The following is a 12,899-nucleotide window of genomic DNA, read 5'->3' as shown; positions in this document are numbered from 1 at the left end:
CCTATGATAGCCTGTTTAAATAGTAAAAAGCCAGTAAAACGCTTCCTATTATTTTTATAAAAATTTAACATTTCTATGAAAATACGATGAAATAAATCATTCTTCCATTAAAATATGCCTAAAAGTTTTCTGAATAGTTGTAATTATCTGAAAATTTGTTATCATTAGTCATTGTTATTATTGCTATTTATTCTTACTATTTATTCTTACTATACATTTTGATTGTGAATTTAAAAGAAAGAGGTTATTTATGGAAGATAAAAAATTAAAAAAACAACTTAGCTCCCGACATATCACCATGCTAGCTTTAGGTGGAGCGATTGGTGCAGGTCTATTTAAAGGAAGTGGCGAAGCGATTGGAATCGCCGGCCCTTCTGTATTGATCGCTTTTTTGATTGGCGGCATAATTTTATACATCGTGATGAAAGGTCTGGGAAAAATTGTTTTAAGTGGTGGTGATACGCACCACGGATTATCTGGATTGATTCGTCCATATCTAGGTGCTCATGCTGCCGATTTTACCGATTGGGTCTACTGGTCCATGTGGATTATCAATATCATTGCTGAAGCTGTTGCAGCTGCTTCCTTTTTACAGTTGTGGTTCCCCCACATTCCAGCTTGGGTATTTGTTTTTATGTTGGCTGTTTTAACTACTATCATCAATCTTTATTCGGTACGATTATTCGCAGAGACAGAATATTGGCTGGCCTTTGCTAAAATCAGTGTCATTATCCTATTGATCATTTTTGCTGCTTATCTTGTCGGTCAGCAAATGTTGGGTACTGGTGTTTTCCCTACCCTTCAACAATTAACTGATCATGGTGGTTTTACTCCCAACGGTATGAAGGGAATCATCAGTTCTTTGCTTGTAGTTATCTATTCTTACGGCGGTTCTGAGTTGATTGCTATCACAGTAAGCGAAGCAGATGATCCTAAACGTGCGATTCCTAAAGCAATCAAAGGCGTCATGGGAAGAATCATTTCCTTTTACATTATTCCTTTATTTTTGCTTTTGATTATTTTTCCTTGGAATACTTTAGCAGGCACGAACGTTAGTCCTTTTGTGATGGTATTTGAAAAAATGAATATTCCATTTGCGGCAGATATCGTCAATTTCGTGATTGTTCTTGCTCTGTTCTCGTCTATCAATTCAGGTGTATATGCTTCTTCGAGAATTTTGTTCTTCCGCTTGAAAGATCGGAAAGGTTCCTCTAGAAAACTAGCTGTTTTAAACAAGCATCAAGTACCGCAACGTGCTGTGCTGTTTTGTACCAGTGTTCTTTATCTAGGTGTGGCTCTTTCTTATTTTGTCGGTGACAAATTATTTGGCTATCTGGCAGGTTCTCTTTCCTATACAGTATTATTGATCTGGATCATTATCAGTGCTGCGTCCTTTGTACTGACACTAAGGAAAGGAACGTTATGGGACAAAGGAATCAGCTTTTTTGCATTAGCAGTCTTAGGGTTGATTTTCCTTGGTATCCTATTCACGAACTCCATTGGGGTAACTGTATTGACCGGTTTGCTTTACCTGTTCATTTATTTCAGTTATCAAAAAAAGAATGATGCTTTCGTCTTGACGAATGAATGAAACCAATAGAGAATTTTATTCTATTTATATTGAATATCTGGAGCTATTGAAAAAAAGGAGCTGCGACAAAAATTGTTGCAGTTCTTTTTTCCGAATAAACGGTGTTCAAAAACCATCTGTGCAGATTAATTGATTGTTCTCCACGCTCATGACATGATAGAAGAAAGGAATGAAGAAAAAGGAGTTTGTTTTAAATGAAAAAGTATTGGAAGTTTTTGTTGATGATTGGTGTTTCGACGGTAGTCATGTTTGGTATGATGTATTTGAATGTTTATGCGCTTGATCATATCTTCTTCAGTCGCACACGTGTATTCATGGCGCTGATGATGGGTGCAGTCATGGCAGTCATTATGTTGTTGTTCATGTGGAAAATGTATGAAAACAAAAAGATAAATGCTATGATTTTAGCCGCTAGTCTTCTTGTTTTTGCCGGTTCCTTATTTATGGTACGAAGCCAAATAACTGTCAATGATACGGCGTGGATGAAGGCGATGATCCCTCATCACTCTATTGCTATCTTGACAAGTAAACGAGCTGATTTAAAAGATCCTGAAGTAAAAAAATTAGCGGAAGAAATCATTCAGGCACAAGAAGAAGAAATCGACAAAATGAAAAAAATGATCAAAGAAATGGAATGACCATTATCCATCCAAATAAAAAAAGAGGATGTTCCAGAAGTGATCAACTTCAAGAAATAAGAAGAAGCTACTTCTGGAACACCGTGAATCAGAGGTTGTAAAATCAGCGTTCTGACCTGAGTATTAGAGAAACAAATGGCAAAATAGTTCCTCATATTTTGCCATTTTTTGAGCTAATACCGAGGGTCAGCTGATTGAACACCGTTTATCGAGAGGTTGTGAAAAAGTCGCTTAGTTTCGAGTATTAAGAAAAATTTTGTGAAAATGGCTTTCCACATTTTTGCATAAATTTGGCTTAATACCGAGAAACTGGCTTTTGAACACCGTTTACTCGTAAAAGGGAGTGTGACAAGACTTTTGTCACACTCCCTTTTTACATTTTTATTGTTCTAATTGCGCTGTCTTGCTTACTGCTTCTTGCGGTTTCACAAATTTCTTTGAGATCCCCCAACCTGTAAAGGCACTGACCATCGAAAACACAGGTGAAAGCAAACTGAAAAACACGAATGGCAAGTAAGTGAGTGTAGGAATGCCAAATGTACTTGCTACGAAACTTCCGGCGATTCCCCAAGGCACTAAGTAGTTGATTACTGTTCCACCATCTTCTAGTGTTCTCCCTAATACAGTTGGATCAAATCCTGCTTTTTCGTAAGTTTCTTTAAATGCATTACCAGGCAGGATAACAGATAGAAATTGTTCTCCAATAAAGATATTTACTCCGATGCTTGTCATCAATGTTGTAAAAATCAATTTTGGGGTATTCGTCATCTTTCTTGATACTCGTTCCATAACGGTTGAGATCAACCCAAATTCGATCAACAAACCACCTAATGACAATGTTAGAATAATCAATGACACAGTTGGCATCATGCTTTCGATTCCTCCACGGCTAAGTAGTGAATCGATTTGTTGGTTTCCAGTATTTGAAACAAATCCCGATTCGATGACCCCTGCCAACTTCGTTAAGGAAGTTTGTGGGTTTTGAATAAAGATCATTCCTACTGCTACAGCAATATTCAACAAAATCGTCAAAATTGCCGGTACCTTTTTCCATGCACACAAGAGCATTAAAAATAGAGGAATCAGTGACCAGATCGAAATAGTAAAGTTTGCTTCTAAAATATCAGTCACTTCACGAATAGATGAAAGACTTGCGGCTTTACTTGTGTGTCCTAAAATCATGAATAAAAAGAAAGAAACAACAAATGCCGGAACAGTTGACCACATCATATGCTTGATGTGTTTGAACAAATCGGCATCAACAATAGCTGCTGCTAAATTTGTTGATTCGGATAATGGAGACATCTTGTCTCCAAAAACGGCACCTGAAACAATGGCTCCAACAACAAGGGCTGGATTTAGTCCTAGTGTTGTCCCAATACCGAAAAATGCAATCCCAATCGTTGACATAACAGTAAAGGCACTCCCTACAGCGCTACCTACGATTGCACAAACAACAAATACAGAAGGGACGAACCACTGGACACTAATCAATTTAAATCCAATGACCATGAGGGTTGGAATAATTCCTGCTTGTATCCATACAGCAATCAATGAACCGACTAAAATAAAAATAAAGATTGGAATAATCCCCGGTTTGATGCCATTGATGATCCCTTCGTGCAACCAATCTGTCGGGTATTTTTTTATCACTGCGTACAACATGACCATTCCGATAGCTGCCAAAATCGTGATATTAGGTGAAACCTTTAATCCGACAACGCCAATCGCAATGCCTAAAACAATGACCATCAATACAAGTGTTGCTTCTAAAAAACTTGGTGTTCCTTTTTTTTCCATGATAATCTCTCCTTTTTTAGTTGTTCTTATGTTCTAAAAAAGTTAAGATATCGGATTACTCCGCCACAATTCATCCGCGATTCCTCCTTTATAAAAATAAAAAGACCTGCTTTCAACTAAGGACGAATGACTCCGCGGTACCACCTTAATTAAAAACAGATCTGTTTTTCACTTTCAAACGATTATTCAAATGTATGGACTTTCCATGTAATTCGTCAATTAGGCTTGATCGGTTCACAGCGACCACCGACTTTCTGAACAAAACACCTAACCGCTACTGCGTGAAAAGTTGACTTGTATGAAGTTTACCTTCCATAAGATCATTTGTCAATGAAAAAGAAAATATTTTTTCATTTTTCTGAAAATTATTTTTATAACTTTCGCGCACAACTTTATCTTTTTACTAGAAAGTAGCGCCCTCTTGTTTTTTTCTTGCTACTATTTCTTGATGTTCTTGTTTGATTTTTTCTAATAGCTTGGGTTCTCTCAATAAATCTAGAGCTGTATTGGCAAGTAATTCCGCTGCAATCGCAATAGAAGCAAGTCCTTTTTCACTTTTAGCAGCAGCTTTGAATTCTTCTGTATGTCCGGCAATATATGTCTCAGAGATTGCTACAGTAGGCTGTATCGTTGGAATAACTTGGCTAACATTTCCTACATCAGAAGAACCTAGACTTGTTCTTTGTTCCGTTTCTATTTCTTCATCAGGAACCCCTGCTTCTTTTGCATGTTGGAAGAATAAGTCATCAAAAGAAGGCGTGACGATGACATCATCGACTGCATTTTGGAACAATCCAAACTCAAAAGTCGTACCCATGCTTAATGCAGCGCCTCGTACGATATTTTCCACTTTTTCATATACTTTGTCTAATGTTTGTCGATTTCCTGCACGTAAATAGAAACGTCCAGCAGCGTAGTCTGGTATGACGTTGGCCGCCACGCCCCCATCTGTAATGATTCCATGGATATTGACATCTTTTGGCAATTGCAAGCGTAGAGCGTTGATTCCGTTAAACACTTGGATCAAGGCTTCCAAAGCATTTACTCCTTTTTCAGGTGCTGCTGCTGCATGAGAAGCGACACCGTAAAATTTGATATCGACTGGATCATTTGCTAAAGATTCTGTCGTTTTCCCATAACGAAAAGCTGGATGGACACATAATGCTGCATCGACATCCTCAAAAAAACCTTCCCGAACGAAGCTTCCCTTAGCTGATCCATTTTCGCCTCCTTCTTCCCCCGGAGTACCATACACACGGATTTCTCCGCCAATCTCATCAATGAATTGTTTCACTATGCTGGCTGCTAATACGGAGTAAGTACCAAATAAATTATGTCCGCATGCATGACCAATACCTGGTAAAGCATCAAATTCTGCCAAAAAGGCAATTGTCGGACCTGGTTTATTGGAAATATAACGTGCATCAAAGCCTGTTCGGTGCCCAGCTACTTCTTTTTCTACCCAGAACCCTTCTTTTTCCAATTGTTTGATTAAAGCTGCTGAGGAATAAAATTCATAATTACTTACTTCAGGATGGTCGTGGATAGCTAGTGCAAGTGCTTGATATTCTGGTAAACGGTATTGAATCAGATCCTTCAATTGATTTGTTGAGAGTGTGGTTGTCATAAAAATTTCCTCCTATGCTAGTCGTTTTTTCTTATTTTCTCCCGAATGTTTCCCACGCAGGTACGCTTGAACCTTTTGATGTTTTTTCGATTACTTTGGCTGTTTCTTCTGTTTGATAGGCATCTACTATTTTTTGATACGTTTTATTGTCTTCATCTTCTTTTCTTGCAACGATGATATTGACATAAGGACGTGCATGCTCATCGACTGGTTCTAAGAAGATTGCATCAGAAGCGGGATTAAATCCAGCATCTACAGCTACACCGCTATTGATGACTGAAATATCTACATCTGACAAAGCACGTGCTGTTTGGGAAGCATCTAACTCAGAAATGTCTAGATTTTTTTTATTCTCGGTAATATCAGAAACGGTAGGCGCTTGGCCTTTTGCCTTGTCCACTTTGATCAATCCAGCAGTTTGCAATAACAGAAGAGCTCTGCCGCCATTCGTGACATCATTAGGGATTGCAACTTTTGCTCCATCTTTGATATCAGCCACATCTTTTAACGTATTGGAATAAATTCCCAACGGTGCATTAACCGTATTCCCAATCGATACTAAATCAGTTCCGTGTTCTTCATTGTAATTGTCTAAAAAGAATTGATGTTGGAAGGAATTCAAATCGATCGATCCATCTGCTAAAGCCGCATTTGGCTGATTGTAATCTGTAAATTTCACATATTCCAAATGGATGTTTTCCTTTTTCAAACGGTCTTTCACATCGTCCCATACATCTGTATCTTCCCCAATGATCCCTAGTTTTACGGTCGTTTCTTTTTTGTCAGTTGTAGCTGCTTTTCCTTGGCTGCATCCTGCCAACCAAATAATTGCTACAAATGTAATGACTGCAAAACGAATAATTTTTTTCATTTTTTCTCCTCCACTTTCAATGTGTGACTTTTTTAATCAGTTGATTACTGATAAATTGACTCAAAAAAACTAAGACCAGAATCAATAATGTAGCGACAATCGTTACATCTGTTTGGAATCGATTATATCCTCTCGATATAGCAAGATTCCCTAATCCTCCGGCACCTACTGCTCCAGCCATGGTAGTCAGTCCGATCACATTGATGATCGTCAACGCTGAGACCCGAATGATACCAGGTAACCCTTCTAACAAATAAACACGTAAAATGATGCCGATTGGGCTCGTGCCCATCGCTTCTGCTGCTTCGATCACCCCAGGATCAACTTCTAGCAGTGCATTCTCGATTTGACGGGCAAAAAACGGGACAACGCCAAAAATCAAAGGGACTAAAGCTGCTTTGGCACCAATCGTCGTTCCAACTAAGAAACGAGTAGTCAAAGCTAAAAGAGAAAGCAAGATAATGAAAGGGATGGAACGAATGATATTGATCAACTTATCAAGTATTTCGAACAGCAGCCTGTTAGCTAGTAATCCATTTGGACGTGTCACTACTAACGTCACACCTAAGATGATTCCGATGATCCCACCAATGAATGCCGTCCAAAAAGACATATATAGTGTTTGCTTTGTCGCTTCGATGAATTCATCCGGAATCAAATAGACATTCGGCAAATATGTTTTAAAAAATTCAGTCATTTTAGTTTCCTCCTTCGATGACTTTGATACGGTTATCTAATTCATTTTTTTGTAAAATAGTTACTTTTACACCAGATTTAATCAAATAATCCAATGCTTTTTGCCGCTGTTTGGTTTCTCCAGCTAAAGTAACGATCAAACTTCCTAAGGGTGTTTCTTGTAATAGCTCTACATTACCGTATAAGATATTCGCTGTTACTTGGTACTTGCTGTAAAGATGAGCGATTAGAGGTTCGTTCGTCTGGTTGCCGATATAACTTAATTCCACCAACCATTTATTTGCAATCTGATCGGCAAAAGCAGCATGGGCACTGATTGTTTCCAATGCTTGGTCAAGGTGTGTCGCTGTCCGAATAAAATCTTTAGTCAATTCTTCTTCAGGATGACTGAAAATCTGGATGCTGCTACCTTTTTCAATGATTTTCCCCGCTTCCATAACCGCTACCTTGTTGCAGATTTCTTTGACAACTTGCATCTCATGAGTGATCAGGACGATTGTTAGACCTAGCTGACGATTTAGTTTTTTTAACAGTGCAAGGATCTGAAGGGTCGTTTTCGGATCAAGTGCACTAGTTGCTTCATCGCATAACAACACTTTAGGTTCATTTGCCAGAGCTCGTGCGATTGCCACTCGTTGTTTTTGCCCCCCCGACAGTTGTTTAGGATACGCAGATGCTTTTTCTTCCAGACCGACAAGTTCCAGTAGTTCATTCACTTTTTGACGACGTTCCTGTTTTGATTTTCCAGAATACTTTAGAGAAAAATCTACGTTGTCAAAAATCGTTCGACTTTCCATTAGATTGAAATGCTGAAAGATCATACCGATGGCCTTTCTTTCTTTTCGCAATTCTTTTGGAGAGAGCTGGCTTAAATTCGTCTGATTGACGATGACTTCTCCTGCTGTTGGTTTCTGCAACAAATTCATCACGCGGACTAACGTACTCTTTCCTGCACCTGAGTAACCGACGATCCCATAAACATCCCCTTTTTCAATCGTTAAATCTACAGAATCTACTGCCTGTATCTCTTTTTCTTTTTGTTTGAAACATACAGAAATATCTCGCAATTCAATCATTAACATTCCTCCTTGTCTATAAAAAAAGCATCCTCAAGAAAATGAAAATAGTCATTTTCTTGAGGACGCCTTTTTGCGTGTTACCACCTCATGTTCAAGCTGTGTTCACACACAACTCCTCTTCAAGTACCATCATACTCTAGCAAGATATCGGTCGCAGCCGTCACCGCCTTACATCTATGCTCGGGATGAATTGCTCGATGGCCATTTTCCAATAGTCGTTCCTTGCTTCTTCTCAGCTACCGAAGCTCTCTGTCAAAGGTTCTTCTATCGTACTTACCATTTCAATGCAAATAATATTCAAAAAAAAATCCTTTTACTAACATAAACTATGTCAGTAAAAGGACGACGTATCGTGGTACCACCTTTTTTCGGAAGTTTCCTTCCCTCAAGCCCAACATCTCAAAAAGAGAGATTGGCGTTCGTTTTAACGGTCGAACATTTCCGAATTTGCCTACTTATCGACAAATTATTCTCCAAGGCCATTTTTCAGCTTTTCTTACTTGACTCTTCTCACCAGCCAGAGCCTCTCTGCAAAGTTTCCAAGCTTACTTTCCTTCTCAACGAAATCAATATTTTGTTGTTGGGAATAATCTACAGGAGGAAAACTGAAAAGTCAAGCATGAAATCCAAATTATTTTTTCTATATTTATTTTTCTGTTTTTTTATCTAACATTTCAATAACAGTTCGAAGATCTTTTCCTTCCGCAAGAAGGTTCAATTTTTCCTTCTCTTCGACGCTATAATTTCGAACAAAACTGGAATCGGGAATCAAAACAACGCCTAGTCCTGCACGTGAAGCGGCTGTCGCTCCTACTAAAGAATCTTCCACTGCAAAAGCTGAAAGAGCTTCTAATCCTGTTCGTTCCAAAGCTGTCAGATAAGGGACTGGTGAAGGCTTGTTCTCCGATACTTCATCTCCGAACGTAAACGTATCAAAGTAATCGGCTAATTGAAAGTGATCCAAGATATCTGTTGCTCTTTTCGTAACAGTTGTCGTAGCAATCCCTAGTTTCATATGACGTTCTTTTAAGTCTGTCAATATTTCTTTTGCGTAGGGTTTCAATTGGATAGCTCCACTTGTCAGCTGTTGATAAAAATATTCTTCACGCTTTGCTCGGACTTCCTGCACTTTTTCAGGACTGCCTGCTGCCTGCACTAAAATATCAAAACTTTGTTTCCAGTTTTTTCCGCCCCAAGCGTCAACGATTTCTTTCGGGATATGAATATCAAATTGCTGGAATCCCCAAAGCCAACCATCCCGATACGTTCTTTCCGTATCCACTAACAAACCATCTAAATCAAATATTGCACCTTTCATCTATACATTAATCCTTTCCAAAACAATACACCTAGTTTAGCATGATTGATCCAAAATGAACAGAAGCATAGAGCCCAGCCGCATCACTTATAAGAGTTCTTGGAATCGACGGATATAGATTTTCTTCACAGCTGTCACAAGCGCCAGATAAGCGACGACTGTTACAAGCAGCCATAACCAGTAATTGCCAGGGAGCGGCATCAAGCCTAACTCAGCACCAAATCCTGTGAATGGAAGGACTGAACCGACAATGATTCCTAATGTAGTGATAACCAGCATGGCAAATGTTGCATTGCTTTGGATAAATGGTATTTTCGGTGTACGCAATGCATGGAGTACTAATGTTTGTGTCCACAGGGATTCGACAAACCATCCTGCATGGAATAATGCGATAAAAATCACTTGTTGTGAGCTATCCAATGTATGGAAACTTCCACCAACTACAGCAGGACAAATAACAAAATACATCAACAAGTAAGTAGTGATATCAAAAATCGAACTTGTTGGACCAAAATAAACCATGAATTTTCCAATACTAGATGCATTCCATTTCTTTGGCTCATCCAAATATTCTTTATCCATCCGATCCCATGGTAAGGAAATGCAAGAAACGTCATAGATCAGATTCAAAAATAGAAGTTGCAAAGGCAACATTGGTAAAAATGGTAAGAACGTACTGGCAATCAGTACGGAAAACATATTGCCAAAATTAGAACTTGCTGTTGCCTTGATATATTTCATGATGTTTCCAAAAGTTTCTCTTCCAGAAAGAAGGCCTCTTTCCAAAATCGTCAAATCTTTTTCTAAAAGGATCACGTCTGCTGATTCTTTTGCGATATCCACAGCTGTATCCACGGAAATACCGATATCAGCCACTTTCATTGCTGGAGCATCATTGATACCATCTCCTAAAAATCCGACAGTATGCCCATTTTTACGTAAAACTGTCGTCAATCGTGCTTTTTGCTGAGGATTCAATTTTACGAATACTTCGTGTTCTTCAGCTACTTGCGCTAATTCATGATCATTCATTTCCGAGATTTTCTCACCAGTAATCAATTCATTGATTTCTAGGCCTACTTGACGACACACAGACCGTGTGACTAATTCATTGTCCCCAGTCAGAACTTTTACAGCTACACCATGTTCTTTTAAAGCTTTCAACGCTTGTTTTGTTGTTTCTTTTGGTGGATCAAGGAAAGCAAGATAACCAATCAGAACCATGTCTGACTCATCTTTGACTGAAAATTCTCCAACAACGCTTGGATTGGTCTTTTGTGCGACACCAATCACTCGCAAGCCGTCTTCATTAAGTGATTGTACTTTTGCAAGCACCGCTTCTTTTCGTTCTTTTGTTAATGGTGCGACAGTACCACCAAGATCAATAAATTTAGAAATGTTCAACATTTCTTCAATCGCGCCTTTTGTGATCATCTGTGTTTTGCCAGCTGGATCAGCGACTACAACACTCATACGGCGACGTTCAAAATCAAAAGGAATTTCATCTACTTTTTGATAATTGATTGTATCTGTATCTAAAGTTTCTGCTGCTTCATCAATGATAGCCACATCTAACAAATTTTTCAGCCCTGTTTGATAGTAGCTGTTTAGATAAGCATGGCGCAAAACACGATCATCTTCATTTCCTTCACAATCCATATGATATTCAAGAATGATTTTGTCTTGTGTCAATGTTCCCGTTTTATCCGTACATAACACATCGATCGCACCAAAATTCTGGATAGCATTTAAATTTTTGATGACTGTTCCTTTTTTGGCCATCACACTTGCTCCTTTGACCAAATTCGTCGTAACGATCATTGGAAGCATTTCAGGCGTTAAACCAACTGCCACAGATAATCCAAAAAGAAATGCTTCTAACCAATCTCCTTTTGTAAGCCCATTGATAACGATAACTGCTGGAGCCATCAATGACATAAATTTGATCAGCAGCATGGATGTTTTGTGGATGCCTAATTCAAAACTTGATTGGATGGGTTTTTCAGATAGCGTTTCTGCTACATGCCCAAATAGTGTGTCATTTCCGACAGAAACAATGATTCCTTCCGCGCTTCCACTGATGACATTGCTTCCCATAAAGACAAGATTTTCATAACTTGTTTCACTTTGCTGATCGTCTTCACATACTTTCGCATGCTTTTCTACTGGATAGCTTTCCCCTGTCAATGCTGCTTGAGAAATGAATAGATCCTTTGCGGACAATAAACGCATATCCGCTGGTATCATATCTCCTGCTGAAAGCCGAACAAGATCTCCACAGACGATTTCTTCCATAGGAATCTCTGTATACTCGCCATTTCGTTTGACAGCTGCCGTTACTTTCACAAGTGATTTCAGTTTTTCAGCTGCTTGATTAGAACGCACAGACTGGATCAACGTCATCGTCCCACTGACGATAACCATAGTGAAGATAATGGCTACACCAAAGAGATCTTTATCTCCTGGAGCGGCTAATACGTATTCCGTAATGAATGAAATAATTCCTAATGCAATCAACACTAATGTAAAGGGTGTGATGTATGCTTTCAATATTTCTATAATGAATGGTGTTTTTTTGCCATATGAAATCGCATTTTCACCATAAGTTTCTCTTGAACGCTCGATTTGTTCTTCTGACAATCCATTTGGTGATGCATGGAACAATTCAAATAATTCTTGCTTCGTTTTTCCAGCAAAAGCTGCATAGATTTTTTGTGTATCTTTCTTTTTTTCCATCTCGATCTCTCCTTTGTGTCCAAAAGACAGCTGTTCTCGCTGTTTTTGGTCTTTTGCTATTCATCGGATCGATAGAGAAAATGCTGAAAGGGGCTGAGAACAGATAGATAATAGCCCTGGCCTTTCCTCTAAATCCTTGTTTTTCGAATGACTGTCATCCATTTGTTCTCATCTCCTTTACTAAGTAATTTTAATTCATGACTTCCAATCATTTTTCGAATAGTTATTTTCCCAACTCGCTCACCTCCCTTTTTGTTTTTTCACCTATGGGATTTGCGGCAACAAAAAAACCTCTCGCCAAATACTCAGCGAAAGGTTTGAAAAAGCAAATCAAAAAAAGCTTCTCAGATCTCATCGTTGAGTTTTGACACTGTACAACGTAAAAAGCAGATATCTGCTTTTAGCTACCTTATGAAAAGCCTTATCTCGACAATTCCTGTTCTACCCATTGGCGTCTCTCGACGTTTTTGGGCAGTAGCCTATGTTTGTATAGGAGCCTCACCTAACAAATCCTATTCGGTTTTCCCTCGTTAATATAACAAC

9 protein-coding genes, 1 riboswitch and 2 other annotated features are annotated in these 12,899 nt (G+C 38.7%); of the genes, 2 read left to right on the top strand and 7 right to left on the bottom strand.

Annotated elements, in window-relative coordinates; all coding sequences use genetic code 11:
* The first annotated feature begins 250 nt into the window (after window positions 1-250).
* Complete coding sequence (locus tag OZZ83_RS12230; protein WP_278023384.1) at window positions 251-1,591, top strand: amino acid permease; 1,341 nt, start codon at window positions 251-253, stop codon at window positions 1,589-1,591.
* Window positions 1,592-1,785: 194 nt separating this feature from the next.
* Window positions 1,786-2,229, top strand: a complete 444-nt coding sequence (locus OZZ83_RS12225; protein ID WP_195943389.1) for a DUF305 domain-containing protein — start codon at window positions 1,786-1,788, stop codon at window positions 2,227-2,229.
* 381 nt (window positions 2,230-2,610) lie between these two features.
* Here OZZ83_RS12225 and nhaC read toward each other — a convergent pair whose 3' ends face one another.
* From nhaC to mgtA, 7 genes are all read right to left on the bottom strand, one after another.
* On the bottom strand, window positions 2,611-4,029 hold the full coding sequence (nhaC, locus tag OZZ83_RS12220) for a Na+/H+ antiporter NhaC (protein WP_002293789.1): 1,419 nt from the start codon (window positions 4,027-4,029) through the stop codon (window positions 2,611-2,613).
* A 403-nt stretch (window positions 4,030-4,432) separates the two neighbouring features.
* The gene (locus OZZ83_RS12215) at window positions 4,433-5,656 is read right to left on the bottom strand and encodes a M20 family metallopeptidase (protein WP_002308338.1); all 1,224 of its coding nucleotides are present in this window, start codon (window positions 5,654-5,656) and stop codon (window positions 4,433-4,435) included.
* 31 nt (window positions 5,657-5,687) lie between these two features.
* The gene (locus tag OZZ83_RS12210; RefSeq protein WP_002313417.1) at window positions 5,688-6,527 is read right to left on the bottom strand and encodes a MetQ/NlpA family ABC transporter substrate-binding protein; all 840 of its coding nucleotides are present in this window, start codon (window positions 6,525-6,527) and stop codon (window positions 5,688-5,690) included.
* Window positions 6,528-6,543: 16 nt separating this feature from the next.
* Window positions 6,544-7,224 carry a methionine ABC transporter permease gene (locus OZZ83_RS12205; protein WP_002308335.1) on the bottom strand — a complete coding sequence of 227 codons (681 nt, stop codon included), beginning with the start codon at window positions 7,222-7,224 and terminating at the stop codon, window positions 6,544-6,546.
* A 1-nt stretch (window position 7,225) separates the two neighbouring features.
* Entirely contained in the window at window positions 7,226-8,299 is a 1,074-nt protein-coding gene (locus tag OZZ83_RS12200; protein ID WP_002308334.1) for a methionine ABC transporter ATP-binding protein, read from the bottom strand.
* Window positions 8,300-8,357: 58 nt separating this feature from the next.
* Window positions 8,358-8,596: a binding site (T-box leader), on the bottom strand.
* 41 nt (window positions 8,597-8,637) lie between these two features.
* Window positions 8,638-8,872 (bottom strand) — a binding site (T-box leader).
* Window positions 8,873-8,948: 76 nt separating this feature from the next.
* Window positions 8,949-9,620 (bottom strand): HAD family hydrolase, encoded by a 672-nt coding sequence (locus OZZ83_RS12195; protein WP_002308332.1) that lies wholly within the window; start codon window positions 9,618-9,620, stop codon window positions 8,949-8,951.
* 87 nt (window positions 9,621-9,707) lie between these two features.
* A complete protein-coding gene (gene mgtA, locus OZZ83_RS12190) occupies window positions 9,708-12,356 on the bottom strand; it encodes a magnesium-translocating P-type ATPase (RefSeq protein WP_002345316.1) in 2,649 nt (882 codons plus the stop codon).
* Window positions 12,357-12,698: 342 nt separating this feature from the next.
* Window positions 12,699-12,873, bottom strand: a riboswitch (M-box (ykoK) riboswitch).
* Between the last annotated feature and the right edge of the window lie 26 nt (window positions 12,874-12,899).

This window comes from Enterococcus sp. E5-162 (assembly GCF_035725965.1).
Taxonomy (GTDB): Bacteria; Bacillota; Bacilli; order Lactobacillales; family Enterococcaceae; genus Enterococcus_B; species Enterococcus_B lactis.
This window is presented reverse-complemented; position numbering and strand designations above follow the sequence as displayed.

Coding starts and splice junctions, on each gene's coding strand:
- OZZ83_RS12225 (WP_195943389.1), top strand. CDS start 1,786: ATGAAAAAGTATTGGAAGTTTTTGTTGATGATTGGTGTTTCGACGGTA.
- OZZ83_RS12230 (WP_278023384.1), top strand. CDS start 251: ATGGAAGATAAAAAATTAAAAAAACAACTTAGCTCCCGACATATCACC.
- OZZ83_RS12205 (WP_002308335.1), bottom strand. CDS start 7,224: ATGACTGAATTTTTTAAAACATATTTGCCGAATGTCTATTTGATTCCG.
- OZZ83_RS12200 (WP_002308334.1), bottom strand. CDS start 8,299: ATGATTGAATTGCGAGATATTTCTGTATGTTTCAAACAAAAAGAAAAA.
- OZZ83_RS12210 (WP_002313417.1), bottom strand. CDS start 6,527: ATGAAAAAAATTATTCGTTTTGCAGTCATTACATTTGTAGCAATTATT.
- mgtA (WP_002345316.1), bottom strand. CDS start 12,356: ATGGAAAAAAAGAAAGATACACAAAAAATCTATGCAGCTTTTGCTGGA.
- OZZ83_RS12215 (WP_002308338.1), bottom strand. CDS start 5,656: ATGACAACCACACTCTCAACAAATCAATTGAAGGATCTGATTCAATAC.
- OZZ83_RS12195 (WP_002308332.1), bottom strand. CDS start 9,620: ATGAAAGGTGCAATATTTGATTTAGATGGTTTGTTAGTGGATACGGAA.
- nhaC (WP_002293789.1), bottom strand. CDS start 4,029: ATGGAAAAAAAAGGAACACCAAGTTTTTTAGAAGCAACACTTGTATTG.